General features: G+C 40.8%; 13 protein-coding genes. 1 reads left to right on the forward strand and 12 read right to left on the reverse strand.

Annotation, left to right across the window (positions count from 1 at the left end):
- Positions 1-210: 210 nt before the first annotated feature.
- A complete protein-coding gene (locus AC2G3J_RS12545) occupies positions 211-2,700 on the forward strand; it encodes a penicillin acylase family protein (protein WP_483770070.1) in 2,490 nt (829 codons plus the stop codon).
- Positions 2,701-2,768: 68 nt separating this feature from the next.
- Here the strand turns inward: AC2G3J_RS12545 and AC2G3J_RS12550 are convergent, their stop codons facing one another.
- The 12 genes from AC2G3J_RS12550 to AC2G3J_RS12605 all read right to left on the reverse strand — a co-directional run bounded on the left by AC2G3J_RS12550 (position 2,769) and on the right by AC2G3J_RS12605 (position 15,565).
- Positions 2,769-3,698, reverse strand: coding sequence for a SphA family protein (locus AC2G3J_RS12550; RefSeq protein ID WP_419820614.1), 930 nt, complete (start codon positions 3,696-3,698; stop codon positions 2,769-2,771).
- A gap of 103 nt (positions 3,699-3,801) precedes the next feature.
- Positions 3,802-5,292 carry an aldehyde dehydrogenase family protein gene (locus tag AC2G3J_RS12555; RefSeq protein WP_224965224.1) on the reverse strand — a complete coding sequence of 497 codons (1,491 nt, stop codon included), beginning with the start codon at positions 5,290-5,292 and terminating at the stop codon, positions 3,802-3,804.
- Between the two features lie 66 nt (positions 5,293-5,358).
- Positions 5,359-6,960 (reverse strand): GMC family oxidoreductase, encoded by a 1,602-nt coding sequence (locus tag AC2G3J_RS12560; RefSeq protein WP_336954168.1) that lies wholly within the window; start codon positions 6,958-6,960, stop codon positions 5,359-5,361.
- A gap of 126 nt (positions 6,961-7,086) precedes the next feature.
- Positions 7,087-7,995 (reverse strand): transcriptional regulator FeaR, encoded by a 909-nt coding sequence (gene feaR, locus AC2G3J_RS12565; protein ID WP_483770071.1) that lies wholly within the window; start codon positions 7,993-7,995, stop codon positions 7,087-7,089.
- A 136-nt stretch (positions 7,996-8,131) separates the two neighbouring features.
- A complete protein-coding gene (locus AC2G3J_RS12570; RefSeq protein ID WP_390883196.1) occupies positions 8,132-9,091 on the reverse strand; it encodes a p-hydroxyphenylacetate 3-hydroxylase reductase component in 960 nt (319 codons plus the stop codon).
- 65 nt (positions 9,092-9,156) lie between these two features.
- Positions 9,157-10,110: a PDR/VanB family oxidoreductase gene (locus AC2G3J_RS12575; protein WP_483770072.1), complete on the reverse strand. Its 954-nt coding sequence runs from the start codon at positions 10,108-10,110 to the stop codon at positions 9,157-9,159.
- A gap of 34 nt (positions 10,111-10,144) precedes the next feature.
- Positions 10,145-10,882, reverse strand: a complete 738-nt coding sequence (locus AC2G3J_RS12580) for an SDR family NAD(P)-dependent oxidoreductase (protein ID WP_419360181.1) — start codon at positions 10,880-10,882, stop codon at positions 10,145-10,147.
- An 11-nt stretch (positions 10,883-10,893) separates the two neighbouring features.
- Positions 10,894-11,379, reverse strand: a complete 486-nt coding sequence (locus AC2G3J_RS12585) for an aromatic-ring-hydroxylating dioxygenase subunit beta (protein ID WP_004721595.1) — start codon at positions 11,377-11,379, stop codon at positions 10,894-10,896.
- Positions 11,380-11,389: 10 nt separating this feature from the next.
- Positions 11,390-12,667: an aromatic ring-hydroxylating oxygenase subunit alpha gene (locus AC2G3J_RS12590; RefSeq protein WP_419328754.1), complete on the reverse strand. Its 1,278-nt coding sequence runs from the start codon at positions 12,665-12,667 to the stop codon at positions 11,390-11,392.
- A 30-nt stretch (positions 12,668-12,697) separates the two neighbouring features.
- Positions 12,698-13,225 carry a nuclear transport factor 2 family protein gene (locus AC2G3J_RS12595; protein WP_483770073.1) on the reverse strand — a complete coding sequence of 176 codons (528 nt, stop codon included), beginning with the start codon at positions 13,223-13,225 and terminating at the stop codon, positions 12,698-12,700.
- 42 nt (positions 13,226-13,267) lie between these two features.
- Positions 13,268-14,434: an acyl-CoA dehydrogenase family protein gene (locus tag AC2G3J_RS12600; RefSeq protein WP_412676242.1), complete on the reverse strand. Its 1,167-nt coding sequence runs from the start codon at positions 14,432-14,434 to the stop codon at positions 13,268-13,270.
- Positions 14,435-14,452: 18 nt separating this feature from the next.
- Positions 14,453-15,565, reverse strand: coding sequence for an amidase (locus AC2G3J_RS12605; protein ID WP_483770074.1), 1,113 nt, complete (start codon positions 15,563-15,565; stop codon positions 14,453-14,455).
- Between the last annotated feature and the right edge of the window lie 28 nt (positions 15,566-15,593).

The following is a 15,593-nucleotide window of genomic DNA, read 5'->3' on the forward strand; positions in this document are numbered from 1 at the left end:
AAATAAAATGATGAAATAAAACTCAGTACCAAACACTCTGAAATAGGCCTCTTTATTTAAAAGTATAAATATATACCCACAAAGTAATAGAAAATTACATATAAAAATAACAATCATTTTGTTTATTCAGGACCTGCATATCGATAAATCTGCTGTTTTTAGAAAACATCTAAAAGCATTTATTTCTCAACACTCTATTTCTCAACAATAATGAAAAGGATATTTCAATTGAAAAAAAAACCCTCAAATAATCAACTAAGCGATAGACACCACTTAATCAAATTAGGTGTTTTAAGTTGTTTATTGCTTGCGGGATGTAGTTCATCCTCTCGTTTAGAATCAAACCCAGTGCAAAAACAGGTCACGATTCAACGTGACAATTTTGGCACACCGCATGTCTATGCTAAGGACACTTATGGTCTTTTTTATGGCTATGCTTATGCAGTCGCAACTGATCGTTTATTTCAAATGGAAATGTCAAAACGTACAGGTTTAGGCACTGTTGCTGAAGTTCTCGGCCCTGATTATCTACAATATGATATTGCAACCCATAGTCGTTTTAATCCTGAACAGATTAAACAACAAATTGCCCGACTTTCTCCTGAAGATCGTGCCATTTTCGATGGCTATGCCGCTGGTTTTAATAAGCGTGTCCAAGAGGTCTTAGCCAATCCGGAGCTGTTGCCTAAAGAATTTATTGATTATGACTTTAAACCATCGACATGGCAGCAAGAAGATATCGCAATGGTCTGGGTGGGCTTAATTCTCAATCGCTTTTTTTCAGCCAGTTCAGAAGTCTCAAATTTAGATTTACTGACTCAACTACAAAAAGAAAAAGGTCCAGAAACAGGATTAAAAGTTTATCAGCAATTACGTTGGTTAGATGATCCGAGTGCTCCTACAATTATTCAATCTAAAGCAAAACCACAAGTTTTAGCACGTCAACAACACATGTTAAAAGGTATAGCCCCTATCTCAGACCAAGCAGCCAAAAACTATTTAGCTCAAGCGCGTATTGCATTGGGTAAAAGTGTGGTTGATGGCGTCCCTACAGCCAGTAATGCTTGGGTGGTCAAAGGAGATAAAACGGTAGAAGGCCAAACGGTTTTATATAATGGCCCTCAACAAGGCTGGTACACGCCTGCCATTACTTATGCGGTTGGGTTACATGGTGCGGGCTATAATCTCACAGGGATTACCCCTGTCGGTCTACCTGCAATTCTATTTGGAACCAATGGAAAAATTGCTTGGGGTTCAACTGTCGGTTCGCTTGATACCAATGACGTCTATCAACTCAGCTTAAATCCGAGTAATTCAAAACAGTACCGCTATCAAGGCAGTTATATTCCCTTTGAACATCAACAGATCAAAATTAAAGTCCGTAATCAACCAGACCATGTTTTAGATGTGTATCAAAGTAAACAAGGCTTTGTCAGCACATGGGATGAAAAAAATCATACCGCCTATGCACAAAAACGTAGCTGGGAAGGTGTAGAGATTGAAACATTACTGGGCTGGGCCAATGCAGCAAAAGCGAGCAACTGGCAAGAATTCCTAGATCAAGCCAAACGTGTCGCGGCTTCGATTACGTGGTTTTATGCCGATACCCAAAATAATATTGGTGTCGCTGCATTGGGTCGTTTACCGATCCGCCCTGAAAACCAGCATATTCAACTGCCTGCTCAAGGTGATGGCTCAATGGAATGGCAGGGTTTCTATGATTTCTCACATAATCCCAAAGCCTATAACCCTGAAAAAGGCTATATTAGCAGTTGGAACAATAAAGCTTATGCGGATTTACGTTCCGATTCCTCCAACTTCTCTCATGTTGACCGTGTCAATGAACTGATTGAACCCCTAGAAAGTAAAGCAAAATTAAGCCAACAAGACATTTGGGATATCAATAAAATGGGCGCTTGGTCGGATCTGAATGCGCGTTATTTTATTCCCTATATGGTCAAAGCTGCGCAAAGCCCGAACGCATCACCTTTAGCAAAGAAAATCGCACCGATATTGGCGAGTTGGGACTTCAAACTTCGTCCTGACAGTGAGGCTAAATTCTATCAAGGCGTAGCACCTGTCATTATGCGTACATGGCTCAATCAAATGATTGAATTGGTGCTTAAACCAAATTTATCTGAAAATATTTATGCGCGTTACACAGATACCCTTTACCCAGTAAATAATGACCCACGGAGTACACAACCTGCGAATGCATCTAAACTGATCTGGAATGCGCTGCAAGGCAAACAAGCCAGTGTTGCTCAAACCGTTGATTTCTTAAAAGGACAATCAGCAGATGATGTGGTGTTAACTGCCTTGGAAAACACCTTAATTCAGCTTTCAACACAATATCATTCAGATCAACCCAATGATTGGAAAATTCCTGTTGCCACAATGGGATTCTCCAACAAAAACTCAGTGGGTATTCCATGGGCTGATCAGGCGCATCAACAACAGCTGAGCACCTATGGGAATACAGGGAGTGCAACCTTTAGAGTGGTACTCAATCCCAATCACGTCAGCATGTGTTCAATTCTTGCACCAGGTCAAAGTGGATTTATTCATCGCAATGGAAAGACCGATGCACACTTTGCCGATCAGCTCCCATTATTTGAAAACTATCAATGTAAGGATGATGCGGTAAGCCAAAAGCAAATTGATCAAGCAACACAACAAAGTATGACTTTAACCTATTAATTTTTAATCGAAACAGCCCAATATATAGATATATTGGGCTGTTTCGATTTTAAAGCTTATCAAATCCATCATTTTTGAAAATGATGTACATACCGAAAAATCATACTGGTCCCTTGTGGTCGATTTTCTGCATCTTGTTCAAAATAAGCATTTGCAACAAGATGGTCATGGGGAGAAAAACTATACATCGCCCCTGGACCGATCGCCCATACCTGTTCACGTCGTCCTTTGACATTTTCACCATCCACCTGTGTATCTGTGATTTGATTGAGCCAATATCCATTTATTCCTAACCGAAGCTGTGGTGTGACTGCATAACTACTTTCAAAGTTGGCATGTAACGCTTGCCCAGCCTTTATGTCTTCAGCATTCCCAAAACTATAATTTGGATCATTATTCTTAAAGTTATAAAGATAGTGTAAGCGTGTCGAAAGTGTCCATTTGGGATTCAGCCAATAGGTTGCAGCCCAGTATGGATCAAGTGACACTGCATTGGCACCAGGGTTTATATCCTTATTATGATCATATTCACCTGTAGGTAAATTAATTTGAAATTCAAAACGATGGGAAAACTTAGGCCCGTCTTGCCCCATCACTGGATCAAATTGGATAAAAGGGCCGATAATAATGTCGCCTAGTCCCCTATTTGCTTTAATAGCTTGATTATTGAGGCCATCATCCACATCTACATGTGCCAGCACAGGAATCACCATATTTAAGCCAAGATTACCACTGCCCAATTTGATATCTGACATATAACTGATTTGCTGAACAATCGATTGATAATCAATCTCTGACTGAGGGAGTGCGATTTTGTTGCCATGTGTATCGCGAATACTATCCGCGCGATAATTCTGAAAATAGGTTTGTGCATACCAACCACTACCTGCTGGAACTGCACCGTCTACAAAACTCGATAGACCTAAATTCACAGTTGGCAGATCACTGGCAAAACTTGTATGCGTAATAAAAATCAGACCCAGTATTTTCTTATTCATCTTCAATATCCTTATTGTTGAGGCAAAATCCTCCTACAGGTAGCAATTGATGCTGCTACCTTTTTCTAACTGGATTTGCCAGTTTAAATAATATTGTGCATTTTTAATAACGGATCATCACTGACTTTAATTCAGTGTAATCCTCAATAAATGCGTCTGAAAATTCACGACCCAGACCAGACGCTTTGACACCACCAAAAGGAACGGCAGGATCAAGGAATGTGTGCATATTCACCCAGACTGAGCCTGCTTCAATTTGCGGAATGAGTCGCAAAGCTTTCGCCAAATCATTGGTCCATATACTTGCAGTTAAACCAAAACGAGAATGATTCATCATTGAAATTAACTCTTCATCACTTTCAAAAGCAATCACATCCACCACAGGTCCAAATGTTTCCTCAATAAATAATGGATCGTCAATACCCCGCACTGTTAATAAAGTTGGCTCTACAAAATAGCCTGTTCCTGCAATGACTTTACCACCACAAATGATTTGATTATTTTGATAAGCAAGATCCAGATAATGTTTAACCTTCTCAAAATGTGGCTTATTTGAAAGTGGACCAAACATAGAGGATTCATCCAGTGGTGAACCTATTTTAAATTGTTGAAGAGCTCCGGCTGCTTTTTGAATAAACTCTTCATATTTAGAGCAATGCACAAAAAAACGTTCTGGTGCTGCACACACTTGACCTTGATGGACAAAACTGGCTTGTAACAGTGTTGGTAAAATTTCATCGATTTGAGTATCCGCTAAAATCGCAGCTGCATTTTTTCCGCCTAGTTCTAAGCTGACACGGGTTAAATCGTTATGCATCGCTTGTTTACCAATCGCAATTCCTGTGGGTACAGAACCTGTAAACGAGACTTTTTTAATCTTTTTAGAGTCAATTAAATATTGGCCAGTTTCTCCTGTGCCTGTGACAATATTAATCACACCTGCGGGGATGCCTGCTTCTATTGCAAGCTCGGCTAAACGTAATAATGAAAGTGTTGTGAACTCACTAGGTTTAAGCACGATTGTACAACCCGTTGTCAATGCCGAACCAATCTTCCAACATCCGATCATCAAGGAAAAATTCCACGGCACGATTCCTGCCACAACCCCAACAGGTTGACGCACTGTATAAGCTGTATATTTTTCACCATTGGCTGAGGGAATAGAAGGTTGCATGGTTTGACCATGAATCTTGGTGGCCCAACCAGCAAAATATCTTAAAAACACGACAGTCTGAGCAACTTCTAAGTGTCGAGAAAGATTAATCAACTTGCCTGTAGTCAAAGTTTCTAGTTGTGCTAATTCCTCCGCATGCTGTTCAACCAGATCAGCAAGCTTATTCAGCTTTTGCCCACGCTCATAAGGTGATGTATTGGCCCAAGCATGTAGAAAAGCATCTTGCGCACTGTTTACAGCGGCCTCAACATCTAGTTTAGTCCCAATCGCAATACTTGAAACAGGCTGTTCCGTTGCTGGGTTAACCAGCTCAATTCGAGTACGCGTATCATCGACTTCAATATGTTGTCCATGAATAAAATGACCGTGTTGACGTTGCAAAAAAGTTTGGACACTCGCTAAAATTTGTACTTGGTTCATCTTGTTATCCTGTGTTCTATATAGAAATCTTGGCAATTTAGGTTCAGCAATCTCTATGAGATTCAATTATGCATTTAGAATAAAGTCAGCACCGCGCTCACCAATCATGATGGCAATGGCGTTGGTATTTCCACTTGGTACTTGTGGGCAAATGGAACAGTCAATCACGCGTAAATTTTGAAAACCATACACTTTAAGGGTTTGGTCAGTAACGGAGTCTTGTGAAGAATTGCCCATTTTACAGCTGCCTGCTGGATGGTAGACCGTTTTAATATTTTGACGCATCCACAGATCAATCGCAGCAATGTCATCGGGATCGATATTTGCTGGTTCAATAATATCTTTGACTATAGATTTTAATGCAGGCTGTTGTAGTAAACGCAGCCCTGCCTGAACCGCGCGAATATTGGCATCAATATCTTCTTGATGACCTAAATAGTTTGGATCAATGATCGGCAAAGCATTTGGGTCTTTACTGCTTAAACGTAAACTGCCTCGTGCTTTGGGTTGTACATGTCCAACCTTAATGGTGAGACCATGTTCTTGTGCCACTGCTTTTTCACCTGGCGTATTATCAAAATTATCCAGTACTGGCAAGAAATGGAACTGTACATCAGGTCGGCCATGGTTATTGGTATCAATAAAGCCACCGCCTTCTAAAATATTAGACGTTAATAAACCAGAACGGGTAAAGCGCCATTGTAAAAAGTGCCGTAGTGCTTTTAAACCTTGATCTTCCCCAAGCAAGCTATTCTTGGTTTTAACAGTTGCATTCACTGACATATGTAAATGATCATGAAAATTCTCACCCACAGGTAAGTCTTGAATACATTCAATGCCCAGTTCATTTAAATGCTGTTTTGGACCAATACCTGAGAGTAATAAAACTTTTGGACTACCAATTGCACCAGCACTGACAATAATTTCTTTGCTTGCGTGCACAGTAACAGTGGGTTTTCCAGCAATGCTATAGGTTACACCTGTCGCCCGACCAGCATGTGTTTCGATTTTATGAACCAGTGCATCGGTCACCACAGTAATATCTGCAAGATGTTCAACCGCTTTTAAATAGGTCTTTGCAGTGCTGGCTCTTTCACCATGCAGGGTTGTTGTTTGATAAAAGCCGACACCCGCTTGATCCCATCCATTGAGATCATTGACATATTTCATCCCCATTTGCTGACCTGCTTGAATACAGGCAAGTGTTAAAGGATGACGATAACGATTTTCACTGACAGGCAAAATACCCTCTTGTCCGTGATACTCATCCGCAAGGCTTTCATTTTTTTCAGCTTTTTTAAAAAATGGAAGCACATTTTGATAAGACCACTTGTTGCAGCCCCATTCAGATGCCCATAGATCATAATCCTGACGTTGTCCACGACAGTACACCATGCCATTGACAGAGCTCCCTCCGCCAAGGACTTTTCCTTGTGCAAGAATCATTTCACGATGATTACAATGTTTTTGTGGAACCGTCATATACGGCCATGATTTTTGTTGAAATACTTTGATCACTGTTGCTGGGATCGTATGGAACATACTATTGTCCTTCGTCCCCGCCTCTAAAACCAGCACTCGTCCTGCGTTTGCTTGTAATAATCGTGCTGCGACCACACAGCCTGCCGACCCTGCCCCAATAATAATATAGTCATATTCTGCTTGCATCATGCTTGCCTACTCATCCAATTCCTTGAATAAGATTTCACCATGATTGCAGCGGATGTTCTTGTTTAAACGTGACTCACTTTATGCAAAATTGTGACATTGACAGCAGATCTAAAAATTCATCGACTACACTTTTAAGCGATATTGTTTCGGTGAAAGCCCGATCATCTTACGGAACAATTTTGAGAAATGAGCACTGTCACCAAATCCCCACTTCAAAGCAATTTCAGTAATCGACAGACTTTTATTTTTGCCATCTTTTAATTCATACTGAATTTTTTCGATACGATGCATTTGAATAAACTTGTGTACAGATTGCTGTTGATGTTCAAATAATCGGTGTAAATGCCGAAGTGAAATCCCTAAGTGATTTGCGATCATTCGTGCATTTAAACTTTGCTGATTGAGATGCTCAAAAATAAATCGCTCTGCTTTTATTTTGAGATGACTGGAAATTTCAATATTTTTATAGTTAATTGTCGGTTTGATTAAAGCAATCAAGGCATCTTCAAAAGCATTACCATCCTCTTTTGCATACCAAAGTTCAATATTTTCAGGTGATAGGTTTTGCAACATACCTTTCAGCAAATGCCCACTCATATTAGAAGTATTTAATTTGCCAAAATGATCAACCGTAATGCCTTGCCTGAATAATTTCTCGCGCGATAAATGCACTGAAACATGACTAAATAAACCTTGTGGATACATATCAATCGTTTCATCAGGATCAAGTAAGGTAATCTCACCTTCATTTAAATCAATATTTTGATCTTTATAAACAATCCGCATCTTGCCTGTGTACTGAATCACCAAAAAGCAGAAACGATCTTTCACTCGATCAGGCATACCACTTTTTCTGCAAATATGACTGGCATTACTTTTTATAAAAGCAACCTCTGTCTCTCCCAGTAAAAAGAACTTTACTTCACCAATAAATAAATTATTCTGTTTATCAAAGGTCGTCTCAAAGTTACCACAAACCTTTTGAATAGATTGCTTCCACTGTACAATTTCATTTTCTTTAGCTTGATTCATATCCATTCCTCTTGGACAGATCGATTCAATAACTTGAATAGCTTTGCTTTGTCTTTTCCAACACCGTTAAAAATTCTATCTCAATCAATCCAAATAACCGACAAATTCATCTAGATGTTTGTCGGTCAGTTGATGATTATACAATCCCCGCAATATCCTTTAAAATTTTAATAAAAATTTCCTTTTCATTTTCAGGATATTTTTCAAAAACTTCATTTTGATGGCTATCGGCAATATCAAACAGATAATGTGCGGTTTTCTTGCCCTTTTCCGTTAACTTAAAAAAACCTTCCGTTTCAATCAATAAACCATCTTTTTTTAAGATAAGCGCAGCTTGTTCGATCTCACGCATCGGCATGGCAATATCACGTGGTAAATCTGCTTTATTGGATGCGGTACCACTGCCTAACACCAATAATAATCTTGCTTCACTGGTGCGAAATCCAGTGATTAACTGCTTCGGAATATAATCGGTCTGATAAAATTTAAACGCCCGACTCATTAAATAACAGACATTACTATATAAATGCCCTTGGTGTAATTCGCCTAAGTCTTCTGCTTCTACAGTATCTTTAAGCTGTAATAATGGATGAGGAATCACACCTGAATACGCTCCTTGGTGATACACCAACGGACTACGCCCTTGATCATGAAACTTAACGACTTTGCCAATAATAATCCAGTGATCACCACCTTCAATAATTTCATGTCGTTCACATTCAAACACTGCTGAACAATGGTCTAGAACTGGTGATTGACCTGCACCAACCTGATAACTTGTACCTTCATACTTATCGATATTGCGACGGGAAAATTTATTGGATAACTCAATTTGAGAACCCGATAAAATATTTACCGCAAAATGCGTAGCTTGCTCAAATACAGAAAAACTCGATGATTTTTTATCGATACTCCATAAAATGAGTGGCGGGTCTAAAGACACTGAGTTAAAACTATTTGCAGTGACTCCCACCTTCTCACCTTGTTCATTTTGTGCCGTCACAATGGTCACACCTGTGGCAAAATTACCCAATGCCCGTCTAAATTGCATTGGATCTATTTTGATTTCATCCATTGATTTTAATGAATTCATTATTCTCTCCTGAATCTTTTATCCTATTTAGCTCGGTATCTGAAATTGCTTAGTCCTGTTAAAAGCAATTAAATATCCAGTACCAATCGTGCTGACTTTGCACGGGAACAGCACACCAGTATTTGTTCATTACTGGCTTTTTCTTCATCAGTAAAATATACATCGCGATGATCAGGCTCACCTTCGATCACATCGCACATACAGGTTCCGCAGACGCCCTGTTCGCAAGACATTTCAATCTCAATCCCTTCACGTGCCAGTGCTTGCAGAATGGTTTCTTCGGCATTGACCATGATGATCTTGCCGCTACGCTCAGCAACAACTTCAAATGCATCACCGTTGGTTTCAACCTCAACCTGAAAATATTCCTTATGAATCTGTTGCTCAGGAAAATTTTGTGTCAAAGCCAAATTAATCACCCAATCCATAAATCCATTGGGACCACAGGTATAGATATGGCTTGCTTTGTCTATGTCCTGAATGGCAGATTGAAAAAACTCACGATGGCTGGCTCCTTCCGATTTAAAATGGAAGGTGGTAAAGGGCGCCAATACACTATTTCTAATTTCATCGACAAAGGCGCATTGCTCTGGGCTTGCCCCGCAATAATGCAATTCAAAAGATGCATTTTCTTGTACCAATTGATAGGCCATGGTGATCAAAGGAGTAATTCCAATCCCCCCACCCACCAGTACAGCATGTTTGGCTTTGACTAATGGAAACAGATTTTTTGGTTCACTGACCTGTATTTGCATACCATCTTTTAAATCTTCAAAAGCCGATACTGAACCACCACGCGATTCTGGATCACGTAAAATCCCCAGTCGGAATATGCCAACATCTTTTGGGTTTTGGCATAGTGAGTACTGACGCACCATACCATTGGGTAAGTGCACATCAATATGCGCACCTGCTTCAATTTTTGGTAATGTGGCAGAATTTGCAGATTCAAACTCCATGACTGCAACATTCCCACCTTCTATATGGCGGTTTCTGACAACCACGTTATAAAGTGTAGCCATGATTTATCTCCCTTTTATGCATCTCGCCCAAGGCTTAACGCATAAATAATCCACCGTTAATATCCCACGTCGCCCCAGTGACAAATGCAGCGCTTGGGCTTGCTAACAAGGCACAGGTTTCAGCAATAAATCCCATACTACCTAATGCTTTGACTGGGATATTTTGAATAAATTGCGCCATTTTTTCGTCAGATACCACACTGTGTACAATCGGTGATTCCATTGGCCCAGGTGCTATGGCGTTTACAGTCACGCCTTTAGCAGCAAACTCTTTGGCAAAGATTTTGGTCAAAGTCACAATTGCACCTTTAGTTGCAGCGTAGTGTGCTCCTGTTGCAGTACCTCCATTTTGTCCTGCCAATGAAGCCATATTGACGATACGACCATAGCCTTGATCAGCCATATATTTGCCAATAATCTGACACGCCTGAAAGGTTCCCCGCTGATTCACTTGGGTGATCCAGTCAAAGTCAGCTGCAGTAATCTCTAAAACTGGGGTTGCCTTGGTGACCGTCGCATTATTAATCAACACATCTAATTTGCTGAATTTTTGTTGAATCCACTGCACTGCGGCATGAAAATCTTGCTCAACTGAAATATCCAGTTTTAACGCAAACATATTCTCTGCATTAGGACTACGTGCTTTGGCATTTTCAGCCTTTTCTAAGCTGCTGGCAGAGACAATCACTTGATGCCCCTGTGCTGCAAAATATTCGGCGATCACATTCCCTAAACCAGATGCTGCGCCCGTGACTAAAACAACCTGTTTCATTTTTTGCGCTCCTAGAGGATGTAACTGATACCCGCCAAAGTATCGGTCGAGTTAACTAAGTTGATAATTTTACGATTGATCTTAAAGCCTTGTTCTGGATCACGAACCAAATGAAAAATCACATCTGCGGTGTAATGTTTTAAGCTTTCCTTACGGAATTCACGGAGGTTTTGTGCACAGCGTAAAATGATTTCACCATCCTCATCTTTTACGACACGGATACGTGACACGCTACGGACGGTATTGGCTTTGGGTGCAGTCGAAATCGCTTCACCATTTTCCAAACGTTCGACCCGTAATGTACGCATATGATTGTTGTCATAGGCATAGTTCAAATTGTTTTCATAATCCTTGAGTGTCGGATCAATCGGAATGATATACACGCCTTTTTCATTCCATAGATTGAGCCATTCACGGTATTCACTATGGTCTAACATGTCAGCTTCAGCCCAAACAAAAGCAGTCACTTCATTTAATAATTGCAAATTCATGTTCATGCTACTCTCCTTAAGCCGTCATCATCTTTTTCCACTGCTGATAAGCAGCGCGCATTCCAGTTTCTGCACTGACATCGCTTTTTAAGCCATCCTCAGTTTTTACTTCGCCGGGTAAACCACGGTTCAACATGATCCATAAATCCTGACCAGCATTGGCACCATGTTGCACACGTTCCCACGCTTCTGAGTCATCAGGCGTACCGAAACCAAATGGACCTTGGAAATGTTCATGTAGACGTAAGCGATATTGATTGGCAATCTGTGGACCACCATCCATCGTGATCACGGAATGATGAATTTCAGTTTCATTGACTGAAATCGGTTGCATAACACGGAAGAAGGCCATTGAACAGGCAATGTTCGGGAACAGGTTTAAGTTAAAACCAGAGCCCCCCACAGCGCGTACAATACGGCGTACTTCAAGTTCTTCATGCCCTTCATCACGTAACGCTTGTGCAAGCTCTTCAAAACGTTCCTGAATTGGGCGTTCCATCAACTCTTCATCTAAATCCACCAGCTCAGGAATCATCACCATGACACTGTGCCCATTACCTAAATCTTCAACATAGCCAGGTTGATTTTCAAAATTAAATAACTCTTCAGTCTTCTCATCGACTGAACTTAAGAATGACTTATGTACCAACGGAAAATGATAGGCATCGGTAGTATTTTCCAGCTGGATTTTCCAGTTGCCTGGGAAACGGAAACGATGTTCACCCAATACTTTAATTGGATAACCTGCGCCTTGTTTCATAAACAAATCAATCCATTTTTTCGCAGCGCCCAAGAAATCCGCTAAAGGTTCAATATCGTCTTTAAAGGTGGCGAAAATCATACCGTTGTATTCTTCAACACGTAGGCTAATCAATGGAAACTCTGATTTATCCAGACATTCACCATAACTTTCAGGTGAAGGTACACCACGTAATGAACCATCCAGTGCATAGCTCCATCCGTGATATGGGCAAACAAAACTGTTGGTTTTGCCTTTTTTATGTTCACATACCGTTGCTGCACGATGGCGACAACGATTGAGCAATACATGGACTTTTTTCTTACGGTCACGTACAACGACCACAGGTTGCTTACCAATATTAATAGTTTTATAGCTACCACCATCTGGAATTTCGCTGGCATGTGCCACCCAAACCCAAGTGCTGTAATAAATCTTTTCCATTTCATCATCAAAGACACGCGCATCTTTATATAAAGAGGTATGCGCACGATCACTTTGAACTAACTCGCTGTAATCAATATTAATATTCTGCATTGGAATAATACTGTTCATATCCATTATCCTTTTCAATTTATCCATAACTTATTGCTGAGACGGTACTGGCAATATCGCTGTACTGTTCCAGTGAGACACAGGGCGACTAAAAATATTTTCAGTCTGAAAATGTTTGATCTTCCATAGACCATCGGTTTGCTGTTTAAATTTCACGCTGAGTTTTGCGGCATTTAAATGGCTATCTCCATTGAGAAAGGTCGAGGTTTGCAACATCAACCAGCTTGCATTGGCCTGATCGCCTGCAATATAAATTTGTTCTGAGCTGACAAAATGCGCATTCATCAAAAAATGCGATTCGGTTTGGGTATAGCTTTTAAACATGTCAAAAATGGCTTGCCATGAAGCATGGCGACCAAAAGATTGCGCATATTTCTCACCAATTCCTTCCCAAATACTGTCCTGATCAAATAAATCCATTAATTCATTGAGGTCAGTCTTGGCATTTAATCCATCACAAATTTCCATGTAACGATGAATACAATTACGAATCGCATTTTGCGCTTCGAGCTGCTCTAAGCGTTGTAGGATAACGGTCAAATCCATTTGGCTATTCATGTCATATCATCCTTGGACATCTCGTGATTATTTAAATTCGGCTTATAAATAACCGGGTGCTGGCTGCATACCAAAGCTCACCAAAGCGGCATTTTGTAAAGTGGCATCGCCCATAAAGGCATGCTGAGTCACCACATTGGTATCATTCACAAAACGGCTAAATGGGTTATGGGTATAAATTGCAGTCATGCCCGCCAGCATTTGAATTTTGCGCGTTACGCGTGCGCAAACTCGAGCAACATGGGTACAAGACAAGCGCATATCACTGATCTGTTCTGGTGTTGGAGTCTCACCTGCAATAATTTCATTCCAAACGATTTGCATAGTGTCGTAGAACCAAACACGTGCTGCTTTAAACTCAGCTTCGACTTGGGCAAATTCATATTGGGTGACTGGGCGACTGGCAATTTCAGCACCACCTGTGATAGATGATTTACCAGGTGCTAATTTTTGGAATTCTTCCAACGCTGCTGCCGCAACCCCAATCCCGACCACAGTTAACACCTGTGTTGCCAATGACAGTGATGGATATTTAAAAAATGGTTCCGAAAGTTTGGAAGGTTCGCCACGGATAAAGGTCCAGTTATTGTTAACAAAGACATTATCCACCAGCAGATCATGACTCCCTGTTCCCTTTAAGCCGACCGTATCCCAAGTCATTTCGATTTGTGCTTGTTTTGCAGGGATAATTGCTAAACGTGGAAGACCTTGTGTGGTGTTATTGACCTGTGGGCTAATCCCCACCCCAATAATATCGGCCCCCATACAACCACTTGAAAATTTCCATCGACCTTTTACCACCACGCCATCAGCTCTTAAATCTGCGGGTTGCGGTGGAAAAATACCTGCTGCAAATACAATATCTGGGCTTTCTTTATATAATTCTTCAAGTGTCGCTTCAGGCAGGCTACCCAAATAAGCAGGGCTCATCCCAAAACTCGCAACCCATCCCACAGACCCATCCGCTTTAGACAGACGCTCAATCAATTCACAAAATTGTTGAGGTGACCATTCATTGCCACCAAAACGTTTTGGTACCAATGCACGATAAACACCAATCTGTTTCAACTTATCGATAATGTCTTGACTCACATACGCTTGGTTATCGAACTCGCCTGTACAAGCACGTTCTCGAATCTCCTGACAGAGTGCTTCTAATTCCGTTATTGTTGTGTCCATTACAAATTCCTTTGTCGATAAATTATTCATTACCCAACTCCTTGTCATTTATTGCGCTGCATCCACGATATATTTCGCAATTGCACAGACCAGCTCATCCGAATTTCGTTTCGCCACAATTTGTAAACCCACTGGTTGCCCTTCACTGGTTTTGAGCGGTATTGAAATTGCAGGATGTCCAGATAAATTGAATGGACGCACCAATGAAGTTAAGTTCAACAGTGCGACCATATGTTCTGCATCGATTAATTTGGGTGGGATTTGCGGAAGGGTTGGCAGTAACACAGCATCATATTTTTCCAATAAGCCATCAATTTCATTGATAAATTGTGCTTTGACCGCTTCCGCCTCTTTTACTTGTTGCACAGTGGTTTGCGCAGATTTAAGCAAGCGAGCATGGATATCGTCACCCAATAAACCAGTTTTGGTTAACTCGCCATACGCCTGCCAATTTTCATAATTAATGATCTGCATCCCTGCATCATAAGCAGGTTCAAACCATTCAGATTTCACTGGTGTAGCTGACAGATTCGCCTGAGCAAGAAAATGCTGAATACAGTTCAATACCGTTGGATTTGCATTTACCTCAAGCCAAGCCAGTTTTGGTGCATGCGCTAATTTTTCCAAAGTATGAAAGCTTGGATCAATTATCTGCATCGCGGTTTCAATCATTGCAACCGAAGCTGCAAATGGTCCCACGCAATCCAGCGAACTCATGGCTGGATGTATCCCTTGACGACTGACGCGATTGAATGTCGGCTTAAAACCATACACGCCACAACATGCCGCTGGCATACGAATTGAACCACCAGTATCGGTACCTAAAGTAAAATCAGCCAGACCTGCGGCTACGGCAGCAGCAGACCCACTCGATGAACCACCTGGAATTAGATCAGGATATTGAGGATTGATTGCAGTGCCAAAAACAGGATTGATCCCGGTAATTCCAAAAGCCAGCTCATGCAGATTGGTTTTTGCAGTAATTTGGCAATCCTCTGCCAAAATACGATCTACCACTTCTGCATTTTTTGTTGCAGAAGGCTTATCCATCAAGGCTTTGCTCCCGATCATGGTTTTAAGACCTTGAATATCAATGGAATCTTTCACCATGACTTTTAAAGCACCGCGTCCTATTTGTACGTCTTGTACAACAATATTCATTCACTTTTCCATGTATTTTTGTACTTAA

It is taken from the genome of Acinetobacter legionensis (assembly GCF_057165765.1).

Coding starts and splice junctions, on each gene's coding strand:
- AC2G3J_RS12545 (WP_483770070.1), top strand. CDS start 211: ATGAAAAGGATATTTCAATTGAAAAAAAAACCCTCAAATAATCAACTA.
- AC2G3J_RS12580 (WP_419360181.1), bottom strand. CDS start 10,882: ATGAAACAGGTTGTTTTAGTCACGGGCGCAGCATCTGGTTTAGGGAAT.
- AC2G3J_RS12600 (WP_412676242.1), bottom strand. CDS start 14,434: ATGAATAATTTATCGACAAAGGAATTTGTAATGGACACAACAATAACG.
- AC2G3J_RS12590 (WP_419328754.1), bottom strand. CDS start 12,667: ATGAACAGTATTATTCCAATGCAGAATATTAATATTGATTACAGCGAG.
- AC2G3J_RS12605 (WP_483770074.1), bottom strand. CDS start 15,565: ATGAATATTGTTGTACAAGACGTACAAATAGGACGCGGTGCTTTAAAA.
- AC2G3J_RS12595 (WP_483770073.1), bottom strand. CDS start 13,225: ATGAATAGCCAAATGGATTTGACCGTTATCCTACAACGCTTAGAGCAG.
- AC2G3J_RS12575 (WP_483770072.1), bottom strand. CDS start 10,110: ATGGCTACACTTTATAACGTGGTTGTCAGAAACCGCCATATAGAAGGT.
- feaR (WP_483770071.1), bottom strand. CDS start 7,995: ATGAATCAAGCTAAAGAAAATGAAATTGTACAGTGGAAGCAATCTATT.
- AC2G3J_RS12560 (WP_336954168.1), bottom strand. CDS start 6,960: ATGCAAGCAGAATATGACTATATTATTATTGGGGCAGGGTCGGCAGGC.
- AC2G3J_RS12555 (WP_224965224.1), bottom strand. CDS start 5,292: ATGAACCAAGTACAAATTTTAGCGAGTGTCCAAACTTTTTTGCAACGT.
- AC2G3J_RS12550 (WP_419820614.1), bottom strand. CDS start 3,698: ATGAATAAGAAAATACTGGGTCTGATTTTTATTACGCATACAAGTTTT.
- AC2G3J_RS12585 (WP_004721595.1), bottom strand. CDS start 11,379: ATGAACATGAATTTGCAATTATTAAATGAAGTGACTGCTTTTGTTTGG.